Source organism: Citricoccus sp. CH26A, assembly GCF_000224415.1.
Lineage (GTDB): Bacteria > Actinomycetota > Actinomycetes > Actinomycetales > Micrococcaceae > Citricoccus.
On sequence record NZ_AFXQ01000004.1, the window covers coordinates 62,458 to 87,948 of the forward strand.

General features: G+C 72.7%; 18 protein-coding genes. 5 read left to right on the plus strand and 13 right to left on the minus strand.

What is annotated here, in order from left to right; all coding sequences use genetic code 11:
* Window positions 1–205: 205 nt before the first annotated feature.
* From acnA to CITRI_RS0103920, 3 genes are all read right to left on the minus strand, one after another.
* Window positions 206–2,905 carry an aconitate hydratase AcnA gene (gene acnA, locus CITRI_RS0103910; RefSeq protein ID WP_010143314.1) on the minus strand — a complete coding sequence of 900 codons (2,700 nt, stop codon included), beginning with the start codon at window positions 2,903–2,905 and terminating at the stop codon, window positions 206–208.
* Window positions 2,906–3,185: 280 nt separating this feature from the next.
* Window positions 3,186–4,643 (minus strand): class I SAM-dependent RNA methyltransferase, encoded by a 1,458-nt coding sequence (locus CITRI_RS0103915; protein WP_010143315.1) that lies wholly within the window; start codon window positions 4,641–4,643, stop codon window positions 3,186–3,188.
* Between the two features lie 13 nt (window positions 4,644–4,656).
* On the minus strand, window positions 4,657–6,747 hold the full coding sequence (locus CITRI_RS0103920; RefSeq protein ID WP_010143316.1) for an APC family permease: 2,091 nt from the start codon (window positions 6,745–6,747) through the stop codon (window positions 4,657–4,659).
* A gap of 96 nt (window positions 6,748–6,843) precedes the next feature.
* Here CITRI_RS0103920 and CITRI_RS0103925 point away from each other — a divergent pair, with 96 nt between their 5' ends.
* Entirely contained in the window at window positions 6,844–7,554 is a 711-nt protein-coding gene (locus CITRI_RS0103925; protein ID WP_010143317.1) for a TrkA family potassium uptake protein, read from the plus strand.
* Window positions 7,551–8,285, plus strand: a complete 735-nt coding sequence (locus CITRI_RS0103930; RefSeq protein WP_010143318.1) for a TrkA family potassium uptake protein — start codon at window positions 7,551–7,553, stop codon at window positions 8,283–8,285. The genes CITRI_RS0103925 and CITRI_RS0103930 overlap by 4 nt, the downstream gene beginning before the upstream one ends.
* On the opposite strand, the gene CITRI_RS0103935 is transcribed toward CITRI_RS0103930, so the two are convergent.
* From CITRI_RS0103935 to dut, 4 genes are all read right to left on the minus strand, one after another.
* The gene (locus CITRI_RS0103935) at window positions 8,261–9,010 is read right to left on the minus strand and encodes a DUF3159 domain-containing protein (RefSeq protein WP_010143319.1); all 750 of its coding nucleotides are present in this window, start codon (window positions 9,008–9,010) and stop codon (window positions 8,261–8,263) included. The genes CITRI_RS0103930 and CITRI_RS0103935 overlap by 25 nt on opposite strands.
* Window positions 9,003–9,317, minus strand: coding sequence for a hypothetical protein (locus CITRI_RS16225; protein ID WP_010143320.1), 315 nt, complete (start codon window positions 9,315–9,317; stop codon window positions 9,003–9,005). Before CITRI_RS16225 ends, CITRI_RS0103935 begins: the two co-directional genes overlap by 8 nt.
* Window positions 9,314–10,036: a DUF3710 domain-containing protein gene (locus CITRI_RS0103945; RefSeq protein WP_010143321.1), complete on the minus strand. Its 723-nt coding sequence runs from the start codon at window positions 10,034–10,036 to the stop codon at window positions 9,314–9,316. Before CITRI_RS0103945 ends, CITRI_RS16225 begins: the two co-directional genes overlap by 4 nt.
* 127 nt (window positions 10,037–10,163) lie before the next feature.
* Window positions 10,164–10,580 carry a dUTP diphosphatase gene (dut, locus tag CITRI_RS16230; protein ID WP_050813588.1) on the minus strand — a complete coding sequence of 139 codons (417 nt, stop codon included), beginning with the start codon at window positions 10,578–10,580 and terminating at the stop codon, window positions 10,164–10,166.
* Window positions 10,581–10,708: 128 nt separating this feature from the next.
* On the opposite strand from dut, the gene CITRI_RS0103955 reads away from it, so the two are divergent.
* Window positions 10,709–11,230 (plus strand): DUF3093 domain-containing protein, encoded by a 522-nt coding sequence (locus tag CITRI_RS0103955; protein WP_010143323.1) that lies wholly within the window; start codon window positions 10,709–10,711, stop codon window positions 11,228–11,230.
* A 104-nt stretch (window positions 11,231–11,334) separates the two neighbouring features.
* Here CITRI_RS0103955 and CITRI_RS0103960 read toward each other — a convergent pair whose 3' ends face one another.
* A complete protein-coding gene (locus CITRI_RS0103960) occupies window positions 11,335–11,634 on the minus strand; it encodes a DUF4193 domain-containing protein (RefSeq protein WP_010143324.1) in 300 nt (99 codons plus the stop codon).
* A 377-nt stretch (window positions 11,635–12,011) separates the two neighbouring features.
* On the opposite strand from CITRI_RS0103960, the gene sepH reads away from it, so the two are divergent.
* Entirely contained in the window at window positions 12,012–13,262 is a 1,251-nt protein-coding gene (gene sepH, locus CITRI_RS0103965; protein WP_010143326.1) for a septation protein SepH, read from the plus strand.
* Between the two features lie 42 nt (window positions 13,263–13,304).
* On the opposite strand, the gene CITRI_RS0103970 is transcribed toward sepH, so the two are convergent.
* From CITRI_RS0103970 to CITRI_RS0103980, 3 genes are all read right to left on the minus strand, one after another.
* On the minus strand, window positions 13,305–14,471 hold the full coding sequence (locus CITRI_RS0103970; protein WP_010143327.1) for an alkaline phosphatase family protein: 1,167 nt from the start codon (window positions 14,469–14,471) through the stop codon (window positions 13,305–13,307).
* On the minus strand, window positions 14,468–15,208 hold the full coding sequence (locus tag CITRI_RS0103975; protein WP_010143328.1) for a DUF5998 family protein: 741 nt from the start codon (window positions 15,206–15,208) through the stop codon (window positions 14,468–14,470). The genes CITRI_RS0103970 and CITRI_RS0103975 overlap by 4 nt, the downstream gene beginning before the upstream one ends.
* Window positions 15,209–15,326: 118 nt before the next feature.
* On the minus strand, window positions 15,327–18,050 hold the full coding sequence (locus CITRI_RS0103980; RefSeq protein ID WP_010143329.1) for a GNAT family N-acetyltransferase: 2,724 nt from the start codon (window positions 18,048–18,050) through the stop codon (window positions 15,327–15,329).
* 76 nt (window positions 18,051–18,126) lie between these two features.
* Here CITRI_RS0103980 and CITRI_RS0103985 point away from each other — a divergent pair, with 76 nt between their 5' ends.
* Window positions 18,127–20,802: a DNA topoisomerase (ATP-hydrolyzing) subunit A gene (locus tag CITRI_RS0103985; RefSeq protein ID WP_010143330.1), complete on the plus strand. Its 2,676-nt coding sequence runs from the start codon at window positions 18,127–18,129 to the stop codon at window positions 20,800–20,802.
* A gap of 59 nt (window positions 20,803–20,861) precedes the next feature.
* Here CITRI_RS0103985 and cydC read toward each other — a convergent pair whose 3' ends face one another.
* Together cydC and cydB are read right to left on the minus strand one after the other, a co-directional pair.
* Entirely contained in the window at window positions 20,862–24,398 is a 3,537-nt protein-coding gene (gene cydC, locus CITRI_RS16235; RefSeq protein ID WP_010143331.1) for a thiol reductant ABC exporter subunit CydC, read from the minus strand.
* Between the two features lie 65 nt (window positions 24,399–24,463).
* Complete coding sequence (gene cydB / locus CITRI_RS0103995; protein ID WP_010143332.1) at window positions 24,464–25,483, minus strand: cytochrome d ubiquinol oxidase subunit II; 1,020 nt, start codon at window positions 25,481–25,483, stop codon at window positions 24,464–24,466.
* Window positions 25,484–25,491 lie beyond the last annotated feature (8 nt).

Below are 25,491 nucleotides of genomic sequence, written 5' to 3' on the forward strand. Positions count from 1 at the left end.
GTGGGCGTCCACCAGCAGAGCCTTGACCAGCAGGGTGGGCGGGATCGCGAGGATCGCGTCGACCGGACCGGTCAGCGCGGCCCATGGACATCCGGTCCGTCGCCCGGGATGTGCCCGGACGACGAAGGACCGGGACCCGCTGGGGGTCCCGGTCCTCTCGCTCTCGGCGGGCCGGCGTCGGGGCCGGCCTCACCTCAGGGCGATGTCACTTGCCGGCGATCTGGCGCAACACGTACTGCAGGATGCCGCCGTTGCGGAAGTAGTCCGCCTCACCGGGGGTGTCGATGCGCACGGTGGCGTCGAACTCGGTGACCTTGCCGTCCTCGGCCGTCGCGGTGACCTTGACGGTCTTCGGGGTGGTGCCCTCGTTCAGGGCCGTGATCCCGGTGATCGAGAAGGTCTCGGTGCCGACGAGCCCGAGGGTGTCCGCGTTCTGGCCCTCGGGGAACTGCAGCGGCAGCACGCCCATGCCGATGAGGTTCGAGCGGTGGATGCGCTCGAAGGACTCGGTGATGACGGCCTTGACGCCCAGCAGCGCGGTACCCTTGGCGGCCCAGTCACGCGAGGAGCCGGAGCCGTACTCCTTGCCGGCCAGAACCACCAGCGGGGTGCCGGCGGCCTGGTAGTTCTGGGCGGCGTCGTAGACGTAGGCCTGCGGGGCGCCGTCCTGGGTGAAGTCGCGGGTGAAGCCGCCCTCCACGCCGTCCAGGAGCTGGTTCTTGATGCGGATGTTCGCGAAGGTGCCGCGGATCATCACCTCGTGGTTGCCACGGCGGGAACCGTAGGAGTTGAAGTCCTTGCGCTCCACGCCGTTGGCCAGCAGGTACTGGCCCGCCGGGGTGTCCGACTTGAAGGAACCGGCCGGGGAGATGTGGTCGGTGGTCACCGAGTCGCCCAGCTTGAGCAGCACGCGGGCGCCCTCGATGTCCGAGACCGGCTCCGGGCTGGCCTTCATGCCCTCGAAGTACGGGGGCTTGCGGACGTAGGTGGAGTTCGGGTCCCAGGCGAAGGTGTCGCCCTCGGGGGTCTCCAGGGCCTGCCAGCGCTCGTCACCGTCGAAGATGGTCCCGTACTGGTGGGTGAACATCTCGGTGTCGATCGAGGCGTCGATGATCTGCTGGACCTCGGTCGGGTCCGGCCAGATGTCCTTGAGGTAGACGTCGTTGCCCTCGGAGTCCTGGCCCAGCGGGTCGTTCTCGAAGTCGAAGTCCATGGTGCCCGCCAGGGCGTACGCGACCACCAGCGGCGGGGAGGCCAGGTAGTTCATCTTCACGTCCGGGTTGATGCGGCCCTCGAAGTTGCGGTTGCCCGAGAGCACCGAGGTCACGGACAGGTCCTGGTCCTGGATGGCCTGAGAGATCTCCGGCTCCAGCGGGCCGGAGTTGCCGATGCAGGTGGTGCAGCCGTAGCCGACGATGTGGAAGCCCAGGGCCTCCAGCGACGGGATCAGGCCGGACTTCTCGTAGTAGTCGGTGACGACGCGCGACCCCGGGGCCACGGAGGTCTTGACCCACGGCTTGGAGGTCAGGCCCTTCTCGACGGCGTTGCGCGCCAGCACGGCGGCGGCCATCATCACCGAGGGGTTCGAGGTGTTGGTGCAGGAGGTGATCGAGGCGATCGACACCGCGCCGTGGTCCAGCTCGAACTGACGGCCGTCCTGCATGGAGACCGGCACGGTCTTGGACGGACGGCCCGCACCGGCCTCGTCCTCGGAGGCGTAGTTGTGGATGTCCTTGCGGAACTGGTCCTTGGCGTCGGTCAGCTCGATGCGGTCCTGCGGACGCTTCGGGCCGGAGATCGACGGCACCACGGTGCCCAGGTCCAGTTCGAGGTACTCGGAGTACTGGACCTCCTTCGACGGATCGTGCCAGAGGCCCTGTTCCTTGGTGTAGGCCTCGACCAGGGCGATGTTCTCCTCGGAGCGGCCGGTCAGGCGCAGGTAGTCCAGGGTGACCTGGTCGATCGGGAACATGGCGGCGGTGGAGCCGAACTCCGGGGACATGTTGCCGATGGTGGCGCGGTTGGCCAGCGGCACGGAGCCGACGCCCTCGCCGTAGAACTCGACGAACTTGCCCACCACGCCGTGCTGGCGCAGCATCTCGGTGATGGTGAGGACCACGTCGGTGGCGGTGGCGCCGGCGGGGATGGAGCCGGTCAGCTTGAAGCCCACGACGCGCGGGATCAGCATGGACACCGGCTGGCCGAGCATGGCGGCCTCGGCCTCGATGCCGCCCACGCCCCAGCCCAGCACGCCCAGGCCGTTGACCATGGTGGTGTGGGAGTCGGTGCCGACGCAGGAGTCCGGGTAGGCACGCAGCACGCCGTCGACCTCGCGGGTCATCACGGTGCGGGAGAGGTTCTCGATGTTGACCTGGTGGACGATGCCCATGCCCGGGGGGACGACCTTGAAGTCGTCGAACGCGGTCTGGCCCCAGCGCAGGAACTGGTAGCGCTCACCGTTGCGCTGGTACTCGATCTCCATGTTCCGCTCGACGGCGTGGTCGTTGCCGAAGGAGTCGATCTGCACGGAGTGGTCGATGACGAGCTCGGCCGGGGCGAGCGGGTTCACGCGCGTCGGGTCGCCGCCGAGGTCCTTGATGGCCTCGCGCATGGTCGCCAGGTCCACCACGCAGGGGACGCCGGTGAAGTCCTGCATGATGACGCGGGCCGGGGTGAACTGGATCTCGGTGTCCGGCTGGGCGTTCGGATCCCACGAGGCCAGGGCCTTGACCGACTCGGCGGTGACGTTGGCACCGTCCTCGGTGCGGAGCAGGTTCTCCAGCAGGACCTTCAGGGAGTAGGGCAGCTTCTCGGCACCCTCCACCTTGTTGAGCCGGAAAATCTCGTACTCGGCTCCATTGACGTCCAGGACGCCCTTGGAGCCGAAGCTGTCAACAGTAGTCACGGAGGACTCCTCTTCCCGCCCTGCGTCAGGGCGATTGGCCGGTCTTGAGTGCCATTGCCGCGCCTACCGGGTCTCCCGGCACCGCGTACGGGCGATGCCGGGCCGGTGGCGACGGCCAGGTGCCCGTCCTGGGCCGGCGGTCTGTCGACGCCGTCACAGGGGGCTCGCCGACCATCCTATCCCCAAGGGCGGCCCGTCATCCGTCCATTCACCGGCGGTGACACGGCTTTCTTGACGGTCCGTCAGGGATTCCTGACACGGTGGACGGACGGTCCGCGCCTCAGTGGCGGACCAGCAGCGCGACCGACTCCATGTGGTGCGTGTCCGGGTAGAGGTCGTAGACGTCCGCCGCCTCCACGGACCAGCCGGCCTGGTTCAGCAGGCCCAGGTCCCGGGCGAACGAGGCCGGGTCGCACGAGACGTACACGATGCGCTTCGGGTCCAGTCGGTGGATGCGCTCCACGGCCGTCTTGCCGGCCCCGGCGCGGGGCGGGTCGAGCACCACGGTGTCCACGTGCCGCGAGCCCAGGCCGCACTCGCTCACCGGCGCCGCCGGATTCCTCAGCCAGCCGCCCAGGATCCGGTCGGTCAGTCCGTTGAGCACGGCGGCCTGTTCGACCCCGTGCAGGTTCCGCCGGGCGTCGCGGCTGGCTCCCGGGGAGGCCTCCACGGACAGCACCAGGCCCTGCGTCCCGACGGCGTCGGCCAGGTACGCGGTGAACAGGCCGGCCCCGGCGTACAGGTCGGCGATGACCTGTCCGGGCTGCGGGTCGGCCGCCTCCAGGACGGCGTCCACCAGCATCTGGGGAGCCGCCCGGTGGACCTGCCAGAAGCCGTCCCCGGTGATCCGGTAGGTCTTCCTCCCGCCGATCCGGGACTCCACCACCTCCTGCGTCCAGGTGCGTCCCCGCAACCGGTGCAGCGTGGGCCGGTCCCCGGGCCGTTCCGGCGGGCCCATCAGGACCACGGAGGTCCCCTCGGGCAGCCGTGCCGTCTGGCGGTGCATCCGGCCGCCGAGCTGGGCGATGTCCGCCCCCTCGACCGGCGTCAGCACCACGAGCGAGGGCTGGCCGTCCGCGGGGGTGGCGACCTCCACGCGCTCGATGCCCGTGAGGTCCAGTTCCCACAGCTTCAGGGCGTCCAGTCCCGGCACGCCCAGCGGCATGTTCCGCACCGGGACCAGGACGGTGGAGCGGTGGGCGTGCATGGCGAGCCGGCCGGTGGGGGTCACGGCGAAGGAATTGCGGGTGCGCCAGTGCAGTCCCGAGGGGTCGTCCCCCGGGGCACCGGTGACGTGGACGTCGAGCTGGATGCCCGCGATCCTGGCCACCGTGTCCCGGAAGACCTGTGCCTTGAGCCGGCGCTGGTGCGGCAGCACGATGTGCCCGAATTCGGCCCCGCCCACCGGCAGCCGCCCGGCGGCATGGGCCCGCAGCGAGTCCGCGAGCTTCCACTGGTGGGTGCGCCGGAATTCCGAGCCCTGCAGGACCTCGACGGCGTCTGCGCGCCAGAACCGGGCGCCCTCCCCCGCCTCGGTGACGAGGGCCCGGACCACCTCTCCGGGAATCGCGTGGCGGACGAAGACCACCCGGCCGTCGTACCGGGCCACGCAGTGGCCGCCGTGCGCCATGGGGCCGGCCTCGAGTTCGAGCAGCTGGGGCACGTCATAGGCTCCGGAATCGTCGTCCACGGGCCGTAGGGCTCCGTCGAACCTGCTGGTGTCCCGGGTACTGGTCATCCTCGACGTCCTCTCAGCGGTCGTGGGCACCCGCGTCGAGGGGGCCGGTCTCGCCGACCCTCGACGCACTGTCCTTCACCGAAGACTCTACTGGGCCGGGTCCAGTCCCCGGCGGGATCGCCCCGGATTCAGGTAGCGGTCGCGTATCCTCACCCGGCCCCTGCCTGCGGGACAGCTGCCAGGGGACGGAGGCGACCATCACCCCGGGCTCCCGGTGCAGCCGCTCCTTGATGCGCTGTGTGGTGCGGTTGTGCAGCAGGGACTGCCAGCCGCGGGCCACGACGTACTCGGGGATGTAGACCACCACCAGGTCCCTCGGGGAACTGCGGCGCAGCGTGCGGAGGTGGCGGATCAGCGGCTCGGCCATCTCCCGGTACGGGGAGGCCAGCACGGTGACCGGGACGGGCAGCTGCAGCCGGTCCCACTCGGCCAGCAGCCTACGGGTGGCGGCCTTGTCCAGGTCCACCACCACGGCCTCGAGGCTGGACGGCCGCGACGCGCGGGCGTAGGCGAGGGCGCGCAGCGTGGGGCGCTGCACGCTCATCACCAGCACCAGGGCGTGCACGCGGGAGGGCAGGGCGCGGGCGTCCTCCGCGGGCGTGAGGTCCAGTTCGGCGGCGACGGCGTCGTAGTGGGCCCGGATGCGGGCCATCACCGAGACCATGACGGCGATGGCCAGCAGGGCCACCCAGGCACCGTAGGTGAACCGGGTGACCAGGACCACCACGGCGACCAGTGCCGTCACGGCGAGACCGACCAGGTTCACCGCCCGCCGGAGCCGGACCGTCTGGCGGGGCCGGCCGCCCGGGGTGTGGGCGAGCTGGCGGGTCCAGTGCCGCACCATTCCCAGCTGGCTGACGGTGAAGGACAGGAAGACGCCGATCACGTACAGCTGTACCAGCAGGGCCGTCTGGGCCCGGAAGGCCACCACCAGGACCAGCGCGGCCAGGGTGAGCAGGACGATCCCGTTGGTGTAGCCGAGCCGGTCCCCTCGGGTGAGCAGCTGGCGGGGCAGGTAGGCGTCCCGGGCGAGCCGGGAGGTCAGCTCCGGGAAGGACTTGAACGCCGAGTGCCCGGCGAGCAGCAGCAGCACGGCGACCAGCAGCACCAGGGCCCCGGACAGGAGTCCGCCCTGCCCGAACACCGCGTTGGCGAGCTGGGCGAGCACCGGGTTCTGGACGTAGTCGGCCGGGACCTCTCCCCCGCCGGCGGTGCGCAGGGTGGCGGGATCCAGGACGAAGACCACGTCCGTGCGGTCGGCCAGGTACATCACCCCGAGGGTGGAGGCACCGGCGAGCAGGCCCATGGCCAGCATGACGAACCGCGCGGTCCGGATCCGCGGTTGTGCCATGGCGTCCACGTTGGCGGCGGGGACCTCCACGCCGGTGGCGAGCGCGGAGCCGGACGAGAAGGCGCGCACCGCCAGCACCGCCACGGCCAGTCCGCCCAGCCCCTGGGCGAACGCCGGGTCCGGGACGGGTTCCACGTCCGCGGAACGGGCCGCGCCGAGGGTGCCGGTGAGGTCCTGGACGAGTCCGCTCACCAGCATCCCGAACAGCAGGGCCAGGAACAGGTAGACCAGCACGGCGGGGAGCAGCCGGCCCCGGCCGGCACCTCGGATGTTGGCCAGGGCCAGGAGCACGACGCCGGCCACGGCCACCCACAGCTCGGCGCCGGTCAGCACCGGGAACACGGCCGCCAGATAGTGCGCCATGGCCGCGACCGAGACGGCCACCGTGAACACCAGGTCCATCATCATGGCCGCCCCGACCGTGACCCCGGCCCAGGGGCCGAGGTTGGCGCGGGTGATGGCGTAGTCCCCGCCCCGTGGATACGCGCTGATGGACACGCGGTAGGACAGCACGATCAGCAGCATCACGGCCACCACCACCAGGCCGATGTCCGGGCCCATGGCCAGGGCCGCCGTGCCGCCCAGGGCGAGGGTCAGCAGGATCTCGTCCGGGGCGTAGGCCACGGAGGACAGGGCGTTGGCGGAGAACACCGGCAGGGCCACGGCACGCCCCAGGGGCCGGCTGCGCTGCCGCGCGGTGTCGTAGGGCCGGCCGACCAGCAGTCGGCGGACCGGCTCGAGGATCCTGGGCACGGCTCAACGGTACCTCCGGTCACCCCGGGGTGAGGCCGCGTGGCACACTGGACTCGCCGTCGCTCGGGCGGCGTCCTGACGCGAGAGGGAGGCCGGATGGCCCACTACGTGATCATGGGGTGTGGCCGCGTGGGGTCCTCCCTGGCCCTGACCCTGGAGCGGGCGGGCCACTCGGTGGCCGTCGTGGACCAGGACGAGCACGCCTTCCGTCGTCTCGGGCGTCACTTCGGCGGACAGCGGGTGACCGGCGTGGGCTTCGACCGGGACGCCCTGACCCGGGCCCGGGTGCAGGACGCCTACGCCTTCGCGGCCGTGTCCTCGGGGGACAACTCGAACATCATCGCCGCCCGGGTGGCCCGGGAGACCTTCGGCGTGGAGCACGTGGTCGCCCGGATCTATGATCCCGGCCGGGCCGAGATCTACCAGCGGCTGGGCATCCCCACCGTTGCCGCCGTGCGCTGGTCCACCGACCAGGTGCTGCGGCGCATCCTGCCGGACACCGACCTGGCCGGTGACTTCCGTGATTCCTCCGGGCGCATCGTCATGGCCGAGGTCCATGTCTCCCCGGACTGGATCGGCCGGCCCCTGACGGAGCTGGAGTCGAGGGCGCGGGTCCGGATCGCGTTCGTCACGCGCTTCGGGGAGGGCATCGTCCCGGGGCCCGAGACCCTCTACCAGCAGGGTGACATCCTGCACGCCGTGATGGACGTCGCGGGACAGGACGAGGCCGAACGGGTCCTGGCCGCGGGGCCGGGCCTCGAGGCAGGTCCGGACGTCCAGGACGACCCGGACGGGGACCGGTCATGAAGGTGGTGATCGCCGGTGCCGGCGCCGTCGGGTCGTCCATCGGCCGCGAGCTGCTGGCGAACGGGCACGAGGTGCTCCTGGTGGACCAGAAGCCGGAGGTGGTGACCCGCTCGGGCCTGCGCGGGGTGAAGTGGCTGATGGGTGACGCCTGCGAACTGGCCGTACTGAAGGAGGCCCACCTGGAGACGGCGGACGTCCTGGTGGCCGCCACCGGTGACGACAAGTCGAACCTCGTGGTGTCCCTGCTGGCCAAGTCGGAGTTCGGCGTCGGCCGGACCGTGGCACGGGTGAACAATCCCAAGAACGACTGGCTCTTCGACGAGTCCTGGGGCGTCGACGTCGCGGTGTCCACGCCCCGCATCATGACCGCGCTGGTCGAGGAGGCCGTGGAGACCGGGGACCTGGTGCGGTTGCTGACCCTGCGCTCAGGCCGTACCACGCTGGTGGAGTTCACCGTCCCGGCCGGTCACTGGATGCAGGGACGCCGACTGGGTTCGGTCTCCTGGCCCGCGGACGTCTCCGTGGTGACGATCATCCGGGACACCCGGCCCATCACCCCGAGCGACGACGACGTGATGGAGGTGGCCGACGAGCTGTTCTTCCTCGCCACCGAGGAGTCGGAGTCCCGGCTGCGGGACCTGCTGGTCCCCGAACAGGAGCGCCAGGCCCGGGCCGCCCGGCGTCCCCGCCGCGGGGCCGCCCGCGATCAGGCCGGTGCCGAGGGTCCCTGACCCGGGTGCTCCAGCCGGTCCTCGTCGGCCGGTGAGCGGCCGGCCGGGGCGGAGACCAGCCAGCCCAGCCACAGGGCCAGCGCATACAGGGGCAGGCCCATCACCAGCCGGGCAGTGCCGAGCGCCGTCAGCAGCTCGGCCGCGTACAGGGGCACCTGCACGATCAGTCGCAGGGCCAGGGCGGTGGCCAGGAACCAGGTCGCCAGGGCGTAGCGCCGACGGCGTCGTGGGTCCTTCTGCCAGGCCACGCCCTCGCCGCGGATGATGCCGAAGACCAACCCGAGCAGCGGCCAGCGCACGAGCACGGACACCGTCAGCACCAGGATGTAGACGGCGTTGGTGAGGAAGCCCCAGAGGTAGTAGTCCCGGGCCTCGCCCGTGTTCAGGGCCACCACCACGCACAGGGCGACGGCCGCGAGGCCGGCCAGTGCCTGCATCGGGCTCTGGCGCTGTGCGAGCCTGGCGACGCTGAAGACCGCGGCGACGGCCACGGCAGCGATGCCGGCACCCCAGAGGTGCTGGGTGGTGATGAAGGCCACCAGGAACACCGCCGAGGGAACCACGGACTCCAACAGCCCCCGCCATCCGCCGATGGTCGCCAGGACGTCCAGGGAGCCGTCCTCGGTGGTGGAGGCCATCGAGCCGACCCGGCGCAGCGCGGCGTCCGTCGGGTCCGCCGGCCGGCCGTCCTCCTCAGGGGTGTCCGGATGTCGGGGGTCAGTCATGGTGCGCACCTGCCAGCAATTCGTAGCGCGGGTTGAAGACGGTGGGCACGCCGTCATGGTCTGCCCGGAAGCCCTCGACATGCAGCCACCGGCCGGGCTCTATCCCGGGGACGGACCGCTGCCCGATCCAGACGAGCCGGATCCGTTCACCGGACCCGGACACCTGTCCGGGTCCGGCGGGCTCGGTCACGAGGTCGGCGGCGAAACGGGCCGGGGCGCCGCGGCCGGGACGCCGGACGTTGTCGACCATGCCGTCGCGGCGCACCAGGGCGCCATGGGACGGCCCGGTTCCGGTGCCACCGATCAACGGACCTCCGTGATCTCCGGGCCGCGTTCCGGCGGCCGCTGGGCCGGGGCCGGCTGACCCCCGGCGTCCGGCTGCGCGCGCCGGACCGGCCGGAGGTTCTCCGGCGGCGTCAGGGGCAGCAGTTCCCGCGGCGGGTGCGGATCGTCCCCCCGCTGCACCACGAGCCGGGAGAACACCTCGTCGATGGGGCCGGCCGCGTCCTCCTTGAAGGCGGCCTCTCCACCGATCACGCCGCGCAGGAACCAGCGGGGACCATCGACGCCGACGAACCGGGCGACGCGCCATCCCGGACTGCCGTCGGGCATCGCCGCCGGGATCCGGGCCAGCACCTCGGTACCGAACGGCCCCTGCCGCTCACCCACCTGGGCGTTCTCCGTGGCCGTGACCGAGTGGACGATCTCGGCGCGGATCTCGTCCCAGATCCCGCCGGAGCGGGGCGCCGCGAAGGCCTGGGCCTGCAGGGAGGACTGGCCGAGGGTGAGGGTGGCGCCGATGATCCGCTTCGTGGACTCCTCGACGTCCAGGCGGACCTTCAGGTCCTTCACGACGGGCACGCGCAGCGACCCGAGATCGATGTACCCGTCCAGCGCGGGCCGCTCGGAGACGTCGAAGGGGCCGCTCGGGGAGGAATCGCCCGGCTCCCGGTCCCGGTCGTCCTGGATCCCCTCCGGGAGGGTCACCGTCTCGATCTTGACGTTCCGGTTCCGGCCGAAGATCATCGCCCTGCCTGCCTCTCTTCCGTCACGCGTCTCTCATGGCCCGGCGCCCAGCGGGCAAGCCCGTGGACGCGGCCTGTCCAGCTTAGGTCAGTCGCAGTGGACCGGCGAACGGTCCTGCCCGGCGGTCTCAGAAGCCGCCGGTGGAGCCGAACCCGGCCGCGCCCCGGTGGGAGGCGGGAAGTTCATCGACCGCCACGAACTGGGCCTGGGCTACGCGCTGGATGACGAGCTGCGCGATCCGGTCTCCGCGGCGCAGCCGGATCGTCTCCGCACGGTCCGTGTTGAGCAGGGGCACCTTGATCTCTCCGCGGTAGCCCGCGTCGATGGTCCCCGGGGAGTTGACCAGGCTGAGGCCGTGGCGGGCCGCGAGCCCGGACCGCGGATGGACCAGGCCCACGAAGCCCTCCGGCAGCGCCAGCGCGACCCCGGTCGGCACGAGGGCGCGGGCGCCCGGGGCCAGCTCCACGTCCTGCGTGGTGCGCAGGTCCGCCCCGGCGTCCCCGGGCATCGCGTAGGAGGGGGGCTCGATGCCGTCGTCGAGCATCGTCAGGGCCACCACCGGACGGTCGAGGGCAGGCGGGTGCGTGGTCTCGGCTGGCTGATTCACGGGCGCCACTGTACCGGACCGGGAAGTTTACGGGTCCGCACCCCAAACGTGGGATTCTTGGAGGCATGCACGAATCCTCTTCCGCATCCCCTGCCGACTCCGGCGCGCGCGCCGCCGACTCCTCCGTCCTCTACGAGGAGCGACTGCGCCCGTCCGTGTGGATCTGGCTCATTGCGGCGATGATCTCCGCGCTGTCGATCCTGGTGTTCGTCCCGATCGGGCTGGAGATCGGCCTGGCGGCCGCCGTCGCCGTCTTCATCGTCATCGCCATCCTGCTGCGGGCGTCGACCCCGCGGATCGTGGTGACCGGCACGACCCTGCAGGTCGGCCGGGCGGGGATCGAGCGAGCCTACGTCGGTGAGGTCACCGGTTACCGCGGGGACGACGCGACCCACCAGCGGGGTCCGGCCCTGCACGGGCTGGCGTTCATGTGCATCCGCGGCTGGATCGACCCCGTCGTGCGCATCCAGATCACGGACGAGAGGGACCGGACCCCCTACTGGCTGACGAGCACCCGGAATCCGGAGCGCCTCGTGGCCGTCCTGGGCGGGACCATGGCGCGGGACGCGGACGACGCATCACGCTGACGGCCGGTGGCCGCGGACAACTCAGGCCGGCCAGGAGGACCTGGCCGGCCTGTCGCGTGCCTCGAGGGTGCCGCGGCGCGCCGCGGCGGGGTGGACGGGGCCGCTCAGCCCTCGCAGTCGGTGCAGTAGAGCATGCCGTTCTTCTCCTTGGCGACCTGGGACCGGTGGCGGACCAGGAAGCAGGAGGCACAGGTGAACTCATCGGCCTGGGCGGGCAGCACCCGGACCATCAGCTCCTCGCCGGACAGGTCGGCACCGGGCAGCTCGAAGCCCTCGGCGGCCTCGGCCTCGTCCTCGTCGACCACCGCGGACTGGGTGTCCGTGCGGCGGTTCTTCAGTTCCTCGATCGAGCTCTCGGACAGCTCGTCCTCGTTCTTGCGTGGCGCGTCGTAATCGGTGGCCATGATGGGGTGTGTTCACGCTCCGCTGATGTGGCCGGCGGGGCCGACCGTGGATGGGATGTTGCGATGGTGACGCCGGGACCACTGGGAACCGGCCGGAAGACCGGTCTGACCGGCCACGTGACACCGGCCCGCGGGGCCCTGGTCGACCCCTTGACGGTCTGCACGTCGGTGAGATTGTTCCCTACGGCGGGGCCAAATCAAAATCGCCGTGGGCGTACAGTGGTGATCTGGACGGATGGATCCACGCCACACCGGTGGCACCGTCGTGCGCGGCCACCGGAATCGTGGCAAAGTCGGGGAGGGACCGTCCCATCCGCCCGTCGCGTCGGTTGCCGGGGGCGTCCCGGACCGACCCAAGCCGATCGTGGAGGACGAACATGCAGGAGCTCCGTCTCGTTGGTGTCCAGGAGGACGGCGGGCACCTGTTGCTGAGCAACGAGGACGGCGAGGAGTTCTCCCTCCCGGTGACCGACGCCCTGCGTGCCGCGGTCACCCGTCCGATCCACCGTCCCTCCGCCCAGGCCGCCGACGCCGCCGAGGGTGTGGTGACGCCCCGGGACATCCAGGCCCGTATCCGCGCCGGGGCCACCGCCGAGCAGGTGGCCTCCGAGTCCGGGGTGGACCTGGAGCGGGTGCGCAAGTACGAGGGGCCGGTCCTGGCCGAGCGCGACTGGATCGCCCAGCAGGCCCGTCAGGTGGAGGTCGCCGCACCGCAGCCCGGACACGACCTCTACCGGGGCACCTTCGGCGAGGAACCCGCCCTGCTCGGCGACATGGTGCGCCACCGGCTGGCCGTGCTGGGCATGGACGCCGGCACGGCCCACTGGGACGCCTGGCGGAGGGGTGACGGCACCTGGACCGTCAGCCTGGATTTCTCCACCGAGGGCGCCGACTCCGCGATCGGCGACCAGCCTCCGGCCCTGTGGACCTTCCGTCCCAGCAGCCGGCACCTCGACAACCGCAACCGCTGGGCCCAGGTGCTCTCGGAACTGGACCCGCTGGACGGTGCCTTCGGCGCCCGCCGGCTCTCCGCCGTCGGGGACCGCCCCTTCAACGTGGAGGAGGACGAGGCCGGCCCCGTGCCCGCCCCGGCCCCCGCGCCCCACGGACCGCGTCCCGCCGTCGACCAGGACTCGCAGGACGAGCTGCTGGACGTGTTGCGGGCACGCCGCGGCCAGCGCCTGGGCGTGGACGAGGAGGGTGACGACGAGCTCGCCCTGATGCTGACCCGGGACGAGCAGCCCCACCAGGGGACGCAGCGGCCCCGCCTCACCGTGGCCACCGCCCCCGGTGACGCCGGTCGGGACCCGGGTTCCGACGAGGCCGCCGTGGACGGCTGGGTCGAGGTCTGGGACGACGACGAGGAGGATCCGCGCTTCGGCTCCCGGGGCGGGGACGCGACCGGGCGGGACGAGGACGCGGACGGCGGCCAGGACGACGGGCCGGCCGAGGAGCATCCCGACCAGACGGCCATCGAGCTCGGCGACGAGGAGCCGGAGAAGCCCGCAGCCCCGGTGGCCACGCCGGCCCCCGAGGCCAAGCCCGGGAAGTCGGCCAGGCCCGTCAAGGCGCGCCGGCCGTCGGTGCCCAGCTGGGACGAGATCGTCTTCGGACGCAAGAACGACTGACGGCTCGGCCGGCGCAGGGGCCGGCCTGGGCAACCGGCCGGTCTAGCGCAGGGGCCGGTGCAGCATCAACAGCGGCACCTCACGCTCGGCGCGGGTGGGCGAGCCGTGGTGCCCCACCATCTCGAAGGCCGCCGGGGCCGCGCGGCGTCCGTCGTACAGGGCCACCGGTCCGTGCGCGGCGACGAGCAACTCCCCGATGCGCGGCGTGACCCGGTCCTCGGTGACGCCGAACCAGCCGGCCTGCAGGGCCTGGTCGCGGGTCAGGATCCAGGCGTGCTCGCCGAAGGCGGCCTGCCAGGCGGACGTGGTCCGTTCCCGCACGGCCGGGCCGGCGTCGGGAGCGAAGTGCAGCTGGACGAAACGGGGCTCACCGGCGGTGTGCTCGACGCCGTCGACCAGGGCGGGCATCGCGGAGTAGTCGATCCGCCCGGGCTCCGGGACGTCCACCATGCCGTGGTCCCCCGTCAGCACGAGGACGGTGTCCTTCGGCACGGCCTGGCTGAGCCGGCGGGCCGCGGCGTCGATCTCCTCGAGCGCGTAGAGCCACTTCTCGGACCCGGTCCCGTGCTGGTGCCCGGCCTTGTCGAGCTCGTTCAGGTACAGGTACAGCAGCACCGGCCCCTTCGCCCCGTGCAGCTGCTCGCGGGCGTGCTGGAACCGGGCGTGCAGCGTGGTCCCGCCGACGAAGCGGGACCCCCGCAGCGACGCCCTGGTCAGGGCGGAGCCCTCGAAGGCCGGCAGGGACACGGTGACCGGTTCCACCCCGGTGCCGGCGAGCCGTTCGAAGACCGTGGCCTGAGGCTGCCAGCGCAGCGGATCGGTCTGCGGGTCCCAGCCGCCGAGCTGGTTGATGACGGTGTTCCGGTCGGGGTCGAGCACGTCGTAGCCGACCAGGCCGTGCCGTCCCGGTTCCAGCCCCGTGCCCAGGCTGGACAGGGAGGCCGCGGTGGTGGTGGGGAACGCCGACTGCAGGGTGGTGGAGTCCCGTTCCAGGACGGACCGCAGGTACGGCGCATGGCCGCCGTAGCGCTTCAGCAGGGCCTTCCCGAGCCCGTCGACCATGACGACGGCGACCCGGCGGGTCCGCGGCAACTGCAGCGCGTTGGTGAACCCGGGGGCGCCCAGGGCCGCGGCAGCCGAGGTCAGGACGCCGGCCAGCGACCGGCCGGCGTAGGGGGGTCCGGACGGGATCGGTGGAGTGGACGTCACCGCCCGGTCCGCTCCCGGTCCGGGTCGACGGTGGCGCGCCGCAGCTCGCGGTAGAAGGCCAGGGCGGCGTCGACGGCGCGCTGGCCCTCGGCCTCGGCGGCCACCCGCAGCACCAGGTCCTCGCGCGCAGAGGTGCCGGTGTACCCGTGGTCGGCGTCGCAGTTGGGGTCCGCACAGGCCGCCGGGGCGAGGTCGATCCGCTGTCCCCCGGCCCAGGTCACGGAGAGGGTGACCTCGGCCACCGGGTCCCCGCGGCGGAAGTCCTGGGGCTGGGGGTGGACCGTGGTGGCCACCACCGAGTCGATGCGCCGCAGCGGGACCACCTCGGTGGACACCTGGGCCATGACCTGCTCGCCGGCGTCGTCCAGGGCGTGGTCGTCCAGGTGCAGGGCCGCCATGATGTCCCCGGCCAGGGCGAGCACTGTGATGTGCCGGTGGATCTCGTCGTAGTCGAAGTGCGTGTCCACGTGCACCAGGTGGCTGGTGACGGCGCGCCCGTCCAGCACGGAGTCCAGGACGTCCGCCACCAGCTCCGGGTAGAAGCCGGCGCGCTCGAGATCGGCCCCGAGGCTGGAGGGCCCGCCGCCCGCACCCGCCGCCGGCGCGACCGGGCGGTGGACCGGGCCCGGCGCGTCCTGCGGCTCCGGGGGATTCGCACCGGAGTTGTCCGCGGCGCCCGAGGAATGGTGCCCGGACGGGTGCTGGCCGGAGCCGGGGTTCCTGCGCAGTGGAGTCATGCCGTCCATGCTATCGGCCCCGCCCGGTGCCGGCGGTGTCCCACAACCGGCGCCCGGTGCCCGGTCTCCGGTGCCGCCTGTCCGGTGGCGGCCTCCGGCGCCGGACACCGCGTCCGGTTCAGCCGCGCATGGCCCGGCGCGCGGAGTCCGTGCGCTGGGCCGCGTTGGCCACGTCCACCTCGGCGGAGAGCACCGTGATCCCGCGGTCCGAGGCCAGCACCGGGTTGAACCGGACCCGGGCGACCTGCGGGTGGTCGTCCTTCAGGGCCGCGATGCGCGCCAGCAGGTCCTGCAGGGCGGTCGCGTCGACCTCGGGCAGGCCCCCGTAGCCGAAGAGCTTGGCCGCGGCCCGTGGTGCGCGGATCATCCGCTCCAGGTCCTGGTCGGTCAGCGGGGGCACGAGATGGACCCAGTCGTCCAGCAGGTCCACGGCGTCCCCGGCGATGCCGAAGGACACCACCGGGCCCAGCAGCGGGTCCTCCAGGGCGGTGATGATGCAGGCCTGCCCCGAGGGCGCCATGGACTGCACCTCCAGGCTGGGGCTGCCGTAGGGCTCGAGGATGCCGCGCATCTGGGCCACGTTGCGCCGCAGGGAGGCGGCATCCACGATGTTGAGCCGGACCCCGCTCAGGTCCAGCCGGTGGCGCAGGTAGGAGTCGACGGCCTTGACCGCCACCGGCCAGCCCAAACGGTCGGCGGCCGCCACGGCCTCGTCCTCGGTGGTGAACCGCTCCGAGGCGAGGACCTCGATGCCGTAACAGCCCAGCAGTTCCCGCGACTCCTCCGGGGAGAGCCGGACGAGGTCCGTCCCGGTGGCCCGCGCAGTCCAGCCGTCGAGCAGGGTCTCGGCCCGGTTCCGGTCCACGCCCTGTGGCTCCACCGCCACCCCCTCCTCGGCCTGGCGCCAGTCGCGGTAGTGCACCAGTCGGGACAGCACCCGGGCGGCCTGCTCCGGGGAGGAGAACACCGGCAGCCCGCGCTGCAGTCCGCCGTCCTCGGTCGCGGGGGCGGACCGGCGCAGGGTGGCCGACTGGTAGTCGGGGTCCAGCACCCCGGTGAAGGAGGCCAGGACGGGGACGCCGGATCCCCGGGCCGCCTCCTCGACCACGGACGCCAACCGGTCCGCGTCGCCGGACTGCTGGTGCATCCCCGCCTGGGTGACCACGAGCAGGGCGTCCACGGTGTCGCCGTCCACGGCCGCGCGGACAGCCGCGCCCAGGGCCTGTTCGGCATCCTCCACCAGGTGCTCGGCGTCCATTCCGGGCACGTCCATGGTCGCGGCCACGGTCAGCCCGTGGCGCTCGGCGGCGTCGGTCACCACGCGGTTCAGGGCGAGCGAGTTGCCGAGCACCCCGACCCGGTTGCCGGCCGGCAGGGGCTGGCAGGCCACGGTCTGCATGAGGTCCATGAGGTCGTCGTGGTTGTCCACCTGGATGACGCCGGTCTGTTCCAGCATCGAGTCCACGGCCCCGGCCGGGGCCTGGGTGGTCCGGGTCTCGTGGCCGGGGGGCAGCCGCCGCCCCATCACGTCCGAGCGCGCCACCACCACCGGCTTGCTCCGGGACAGGCGCCGGGTGATCCGGGAGAACTTGCGCGGATTGCCGAAGGACTCCAGATAGACCCCGACGGCGGCCGTGGCCGGATCGTCCTCGAAGTACTGCATCGCGTCGTTGCCGGAGACGTCGGCCCGGTTGCCGGCGGAGACCATGGAGGACAGGCCGATGCCGCGACGGTGGGCCGCGGCGAACAGGGTGGCCCCGATCGCGGCCGACTGGGAGAACAGCCCCACGGAACCCCGCGCCGGCAGGAACGGCGAGACCGAGGCGTTGAGCGAGACGGCCGGGGAGGTGTTCACGATCCCGGCGGAGGCGGGCCCGATCACCCGCATGCCGTTGGCCCGGGCATGTCGCACCAGCTCGCGCTGCCGGACCAGGCCGTCGCGGCCGGCGTCGGCGTACCCGGCGGTGACCACCAGCAGCCCCTTGACGCCGTGCCGGGCACAGTCCCGGACCACCCCGGGGATCTCGTCCACGGGCACCGCCAGCACCGCCAGGTCGACAGGGCCGGGCACCTCGGCCAGGGTGGACCGTGAGATCATCCCGGCCAGTTCCAGGGCCTCACGGTTGATGCCGTAGACGGGGCCGGGATATCCGCCCTCGATGATGTTCTGCAGCAGGGAGAAGCCCACCGATCCCTGCTGCCTGCTCGCGCCGATCACGGCCACGGACTCCGGGGCCAGCAGCTCGGCCAGTGATCGCGCCTCGGCGCGGTGCTCGCGCGACTCCATGACCGCCCGGACCTTGGCCGTGGGGTCGATCGAGAACTCGACCGCCACCACGCCGTCGTCGAACCGGCGGGAGACCTCGAACCCCGAGTCCTGGAACACGGAGAGCATCTTCCGGTTCTCCGGCAGGACCTCGGCGGTGAACCGGCGGATGCCGTTCTCCCTCGCCGCGACGGCGAGGTGCTCCATGAGGATCGACCCGATGCCCTTGCCCTGGGACGCGTCCGAGATGTTGAACGCGACCTCGGCCTCGAGCGGGTCGTCCAGCCGGTCGTAGCGGCCGATGCCCAGGATCTCCTCGCCCCGCAGCACCACCAGGCCGACCCGGTCCCGGTAGTCCACGTGGGTGAACCGCTCCAGTTCCTTCTTGGACAGGGTGGACTTGAAGGTGAAGAAGCGCAGGTAGATCGAACTCTGCGACTGGCCCTCGTGCATGCGCAGCAGGCCGGAGGCGTCATCCGGGGTGACCGGCCTCAGATGGGCCGTGGTGCCGTCCCGCAGGACGACATCCGCTTCCCAGTGGGACGGATATTCGGGAGTTCTCGACGTCTCGCCCATAGGATCACAGTAGACAATTCCCGTCCCGCACGCTGTGCCGCGACGACCATCCCCCACAAGGACACCCGCAGACCCCATGGCCCGAACCCCCAAGAAGACCTCTGCCCCGGCCTCCGAGGCCATCCCCCTCGAGCAGGAGAACATCGTCGACATCGACGTCTCCGCGGAGATGGAGACCTCGTTCCTGGAGTACGCGTACTCGGTGATCTACTCCCGGGCGCTGCCGGACGCCCGGGACGGGATGAAGCCGGTGCAGCGCCGCATCCTGTACATGATGAGCCAGATGGGCCTGCGCCCGGACCGCGGCCACGTGAAGTCGGCCCGCGTGGTGGGCGAGGTGATGGGCAAGCTGCACCCGCACGGCGACTCGGCCATCTACGACGCCATGGTGCGCCTGGCCCAGCCGTTCTCGCTGCGCCTGCCGCTGGTGGACGGCCACGGGAACTTCGGCTCGCTCGACGACGGCCCGGCCGCCCCGCGCTACACCGAGGCCCGGATGGCCCCGGCCGCCCTGGCGATGACCGCCTCGCTCGACGAGGACGTCGTGGACTTCGTCCCGAACTACGACAACCAGTTCCTCCAGCCGGCGGTGTTGCCGGCCGCCTTCCCCAACCTGCTGGTCAACGGCGCCTCCGGGATCGCGGTGGGGATGGCCACCAACATGGCCCCGCACAACCTCCGGGAGGTGGTGGCCGCCGCCCAGCACCTGATCGCCCACCCGGAGGCCACCCTCGAAGAGCTGATGCGGCACGTGCCCGGCCCCGACCTGCCCTCGGGCGGCCGGATCGTGGGGCTCGACGGCATCCGGGACGCGTACGCCTCCGGCCGCGGCTCGTTCAAGATGCGGGCGAAGGTCTCCGTCGAGCAGGTGACGCCGCGCAAGACCGGACTGGTCGTCACCGAGCTGCCCTACGGGGTCGGCCCGGAGAAGGTGATCGAGAAGATCAAGGACGCGGTCAACGCCAAGAAGCTCACCGGCATCTCGGACGTCCTGGACCTCACCGACCGCCGGAACGGCCTCAAGCTCGTCATCGAGCTGAAGTCCGGGTTCAATCCCCAGGGCGTGCTGGCCCAGCTGTACAAGGCCACGCCGCTGGAGGAGTCCTTCGGCATCAACAACGTGGCCCTGGTCGAGGGCCAGCCTCGCACCCTGGGCCTGCGGGAGCTGCTGCAGGTCTACGTGGAGCACCGCCTGGACGTGGTGCGCCGGAGGACGACCCACCGCCTGGGCAAGAAGAAGGACCGCCTGCACCTGGTCGAGGGCCTGCTGCTGGCCCTCGTGGACATCGACGAGGTCATCCAGATCATCCGCTCCTCGGATGACACCGCGGCCGCGCGCACCCGGCTCATGGGTGTCTTCGACCTCACCGAGATCCAGGCCAACCACATCCTGGAACTGCGGCTGCGGCAACTGACGAAGTACTCCAGGATCGAGCTGGAGGCCGAGCAGGACGAGCTGCGCGCGGCGATCGAGGAACTCGAGGCCATCCTCGCCTCGGACGAGCGGTTGCGCGCGCTGGTCTCCGCAGAGCTGCAGGACGTCGCCGACGAGTTCGGTGACGACCGCCGGACCGTCCTGCTGGAGTCCGAGAACATCGCCGCCCCCTCCCCCACCGCCGGGGCCCTGCGCGCGGGCACCGCCCAGACGGCGCTGCCCGGCAGTCCCGGTTCCGACCCGCTGATGGTGGCCGACACCCCCTGCCTCGTGGTGCTCACCACCGCCGGCCAGCTGGCCCGCACGGTGGACGACACGCCGCTGGTCCCGGGGGGCCGCCGTCAGCGCCACGATGCCTACCGCTCGGTCGTGGCGACGTCGGCCCGCGGTGAGATCGGAGCCCTCACCTCCAGCGGCCGGATCCAGCGCGTGCAGGTGGTGGACATCCCGTCGCTGCCGGATGCCTCTCCCACCCCGAACCTGACCGCAGGGGTCAAGGTCAAGGACTTCCTGACCCTGCAGCGCGGGGAGTCGCTCGTGGCCCTGGTGCCCCTGGACACCGTGCTGGCCCTGGGCACGAGCCAGGGCGTGGTGAAGCGGGTGAACCCCGACTGGCCGCTGAACCGGGACGACTTCGAGGCGATCACGCTCAAGGACGGTGACGAGGTGGTCGGGGCCGGGCCGGCACCCGGCGACGACGACCAGTTGGTCTTCATCACCCGCACCGGCCAGCTGCTGCGCTACGCGGCCTCGCTGGTCCGCCCGCAGGGGCGCACCGCCGGGGGGATGGCCGGCATCAAGGTCGCCGCGGGCGACGCCGTGATCGCGTTCTCCGCCGTCCCGGCCGCCGCGGCGGCCGACGATGCCGCGGAGCCCGGGCGGGCCCTCGTCGTGACCGTCACGAAGGGTGAGCAGACCCTGCCCGGCACCGTCGCCGGGTCGGTCAAGCGCACCCCGCTGGCCGAGTATCCGGCCAAGGGCAGGGCCACGGGCGGCGTGCGCGCACACCGGTTGCTCAAGGGCGAGACGGAACTGGCGCTGGCCTGGGCCGGGGCCGGACCCGCCGTGGCGGCCACCGCCACGGGCGTCGCGCGCGCCCTGCCGGCCGAGTACGGTTCCCGCGACGGCTCCGGACTGGCCATGGACCAGGTGATCGAGGCGGTCGGTGCCGGGGCCTCCCCGGAGCCTGCAGGGACGGCGGCGGGGACGGCGACCGGGGCGGAGCCCAGTGCCACGGGCGCCGTCCGCCCGGTCGTCCAGCCCCGCGAGGACGCCCTGCCCTTCGCCGATGACTCAGGGGTCACCACCGGGGACTGAGGGTCGAGGGCCCCGGCCAGGGCCGTCGGGGTCCCGGCCCCGGGTGGCGCGGCACCGGGTCACCCGAGGCGCACCGCCGCCGTCCCCGCCGCCGCGAAGCGGGCGTCGTGGGTGACCATCACGGTGGTCTTCCCCCGCAGGGCGTGGCGCAGGTCCCCCACCAGCTCCGCGGCCTCGTCGGCGCCCAGGTGTGCGGTCGGCTCGTCCAGCAGCACGACGTCGGCCCGGGCCAGCAGCGCGCGGGCCACGGCGACCCGCTGGCGCTGGCCTCCCGAGAGGTGGTGCCCGGACGGGCCCAGCCTGGTCCGCAGGCCGGCCGGGGCGGAACGGAGCCAGTCACCCAGTCCGACGAGGTCCAGGACCCGCTCGAGCTCGGCGTCGTCGGGCCGGTCGGCGGGGTCCCGCGCCAGGGCGAGGTTGGCGGCCAGGGTGGAGTCGAAGAGGTAGGCCTCCTGCGGGCACCAGGCCACGGCTCCCAGGGCCTGCTCGGTGCCCCGCTGCGTGGCCCGCGGCGCGGTGGCCACGTCCAGCACGTAGCGGCCCTCCCGGGGCGGGAGGAACCCGAGCAGCACGGCCAGCAGGGTCGACTTCCCGGACCCGGACGGGCCGGTCACCACCACGAAGTCACCGCGGCGGGCGCGCAGGTCCAGTCCACGGAACACGTCCGTGCCGCTGCCGGGGTACCGCACGGTGAGGCCGGACAGCTGGATGCCCTCGACGCCGTCCCCGTCCCGCGCACCGGCCGCCTCGCGGAACTCCACGCCCGCACCGGGGCCCGTCATCGCCTCCTCCTCGAGCAGCGACGCGGTCTTGGCGAGCTGACGGCGCAGGATGGCGCTCTCCTGGCACGCGGTGCTGTACAGGCCCAACGGCTCCGCCAGGGCCAGCATCAGGAACACCACCATGGCGGTCACCGGGGCCGTCACCCCCTGGGTGAAGCACAGGACCATCGCCTGGACGGCGGCCCAGCCGGAGAGCAGGACGACGAGCCCCTGCCCCAGGCCGGCCGCCACCGCGTTGCGCCTCAGGGGCCGGTCGGCGGAGAGGTCGGCGGCGGCGAACCGGTCCGCTGCCAGTCCGGCGGCCCCGTTGCCGGCCAGGTCGGCCGCCGCCGTGAACAGGGCGGAGGTGCGACGCAGCAGACCCGTCCGGTGATCGGCCAGGACCCGGGTGGTGTGCCGGTCCGCCAGGCCCACCACGACCGGGACCACGACGAAGCCCACCAGCCCGGCGACGGCGGCCGGCCACCAGGCGGCGGGGGCCATGAGCACCACGATGACGAGGGTGATGAGCCAGCTGAGGATGGCCGCGGGGATCGGCACGACGACCCTCGGGACGGCGTCGCGCAGTTCGTCGACGTCCGCCACCAGCACGGACAGGGTGCCGCCCGAACGGGTCAGCCTCCCCCACTGGCCCGCATGGGAGCCGAGGGCGTCCCAGAGCCGCAGCCGCAGGCGGTTGGCCCAGCCCAGGACCGCGTCGTGGGTGTCGAGCCGCTCGAGGTAGCGGAACAGCGCTCGGCCGATCCCGAAGAACCGGACCATGACGATCACCGAGAGCAGGTAGAGCACGGGAGGCTGGTAGGCGGCCTGCACGATCAGCCAGCCGGACAGTCCCGACAGCAGGGCGGCGGCCAGCGTGGCGGCGGCTGCCCACAGCACCCCGCCGATGAACCTCCGCTCGGTCAGCGGCAGGATCGCCAGCCAGCGACGCCACCGCTGCCACCGGTCGCGCAACCGCTCCCGGATCCCGGCGGCCGGCGTGCGGACGGGACCGTGGGCACCCCGGCCGCGACCGCCGGTCACCGGGTCCCCGTCCGCGGCGAGGAGACGGCCGGCGGCGATCGCGGTGGCGGCGGTGGGAGTCGCGTCGGCAGGAGAGACGGTGGAAGTGGGGCGGGCGGCAGTGGCGGGCACGGACCGGGCCCGGTCCGCGCCGAGGACGGTGTCCGCCCGGGCATGCAGTTCCCGGTCGTGGGAGGCGATGAGCACCAGCGGCCGGGCCCCGTGGACGCTGTGCCCGCCGGGCAGCCGGCCTGCGGCCAGATCGGTGATCGCCTCGCGGATCCGGGCGGCATGCACGGGGTCCAGGTGGGCGGTCGGCTCGTCCAGCACCACGAGCCAGGCCCGGTCCGCGCGGGAGGCCATGAGGCGGACCAGGACCCGCGCCATCCCCAGCCGCCGCCGCTCCCCCGGGCTCAATTCGTCCGGGTGTCGCCGCACGTGGCCGGGCAGTCCACAGGCGGCCAGCGCGTCGAGGATGCCGGTCTCCCCCAGCTCCCCCGCGGCCTGCGCATAGAGGGCCAGTTCCTCGCCGACGGTGGGCTCACTGAACTGCGGGTGCTGGCCGAGCCAGGCCACCGGCCGCCCCCGCAGTCCCTCGGTCACGCCGGTGGCGCGGGCCTCCCCGGAACGCAGCACGCCGGCCAGGGCGGTGAGCACCGTGGTCTTGCCGGTGCCGCTCGGGCCACCCAGCACGGTGGTGGTCCCGGGGGCGAGGTCGAGGTCGAGGCCGTCGACGACGGCCGGGAACGTCCCGCCGTCGGGATCCCGGTAGGCCAGGGCGAGCCCACGGACCCGCACGCGGTCCCCGTCGTCGGCCGCACCGCCGGCCTCCCGGTCCGCCAGGGAGGCCGGCACCGGCCGGTCCCCCTCGGCCCGGGCGCGACGCAACGCCTCCACCCCGTCCTCCGAGGCGTGGTGGGCGGAGCCGATGTCCCGGAACGGCAGGTACACCTCCGGGGCGAGGATCAGCACCAGCAGGCCCGTGTAGAGGTCCAGCTGCCCGTAGACGAGCCGCACCCCGATGAACACCGCGATCAGCGCCACGGACAGGGTGCTGATCAGCTCGAGGGCGAAGCCGGACATGAACGCGGTCCTCAGGGTGGTCATCGTGGTGGACCGGTACCGCTCGGCCACCCCGGCCAGCGCCCGGCGCTGGGTGCCGGCGCGGCGCAGGCCCACCAGGACGGGCAACCCACGGGCCAGCTCGAGCAGGTGGTGGGAGAGCCGGTCGAGCCCCTCGGCGGCCTGCTGGACCCGGTCCTCGGTATACCGGCCGATCAGGACCATGAACAGCGGGATCAGCGGGATGGTGAGGACGAGTACCAGGGCGGACACCCAGTCGTGGGCGAGGATCCACACGCCGAGCACGAGGGGCGTCACCGCGGCCGTGAGCAGCGCCGGCAGGTACTGCGTGAAGTACTTGTCCAGGCCGTCCAGGCCGGTGGCGGCCAGCACGGAGTCCTCCCCGGCCCGCTCGGCTTCCGCCCCGGCGGCCGCCAGGCGGTGCCGGACGAGTCCGTGGCGCAGCTCCTCCTTGGCGCCCAGTGCGGCACGGCGGGAGAAGACCTGCTGGCCCCAGGTCGCCAGGGCCCGCGCGAGCACGCCCGCCAGGCCCAGGGCCACCGTGACCGCGAAGGAGCCGGTCCCGGCGGCCACGGTGAGCCCGTGGGCGGCCGGGTCGAAGGACGCCGGGTCCGGGCGGAACAGCAGTCCTGCGAGGTTGCCGCTCTGCGGGGCGGGCAGCAGCTCGGCCAGGTGGGCGATCCCGCGGGCCAGCCCGACGGCCAGCAGGATCCAGCCGGCGGCCTTCACGCCGGCGAGCAGCGCCAGGACGGCGAGCGCGCGCCGCCCGGACCTCGAGATGGGCAGTTCTGGTGTCAGACCGGCGTCACCACGTGCGACTCGGGGATGTGCGTCTCGTGCAGCCGGCGCCGGAACACCCAGTAGACGAAGGCCGAGTAGGCCAGCACGATCGGCACCATCACGACGGCGACCCAGGACATGACGGTGAGCGTGTAGTCCGAGGAGGAGGCGTTGAAGGCCGTGAGGTGGTGGGCCGGGTCGATCGTGGAGGGCAGCACCACCGGGAACACCGCCAGGAAGACCGATGCGGCGCCGGCCGCCATCGAGCCCGCCAGGCCGGTGAAGGCCCAGCCCTCACGCCGGACGCGGGCCGCGAGCCAGGCGACCGTCCCGGCGAACAGGGCGGCGGCGAGCAGGACCCAGGGCAGGGCGTCCGGCTGGCGCAGGGCCACCAGCACGCCCCAGGCCGCCGAGGGCAGCAGGTACAGGGGCAGGTACCGGCTCAGGTGGTGGTGCGCGGCGGCGCGCGGGCCGCCCTCGGTCTTCAGGCCGAGGTAGGCCCAGCCCATGGCGAGGGCGAACCCGACGGCGGCCAGTCCACCGGTGACGCCCTCCCAGGACAGCCAGGCGAAGGGTCCGCCGACCCGGTCGCCGTTGGCGTCCAGGGGCATCCCGGTGGTCGTCACGGCCAGCATGAGCCCGATGCTGAAGGCGGCGACGGCCGACCCGCCGGCCATGCACCAGTCCCAGGCGGTGCGGGCCCTGGCGGTACGGGACTTGCCCCGGTACTCGATGGACACCGCCCGCAGGATCAGCGCCAGCAGGGTGAGCGTCAGGGGCAGGTAGAGCCCGGCGAACAGCGAGGCGTACCAGTGGGGGAAGGCGGCGAACATGGCACCGGCCGCGGTGATCAGCCACACCTCGTTGCCGTCCCAGACGGGGCCGATGGTGTTGAGCATGACGCGTCGCTGGCTCTCGTTGCGCGCCCACCCCTTCATGAGCATGCCGACGCCGAGGTCGAAGCCGTCCAGGACCAGGTACCCGGTCCACAGCACGGCGATCAGGACGAACCAGAAGGCGGGGAGGAAATCCATGGGCTGTC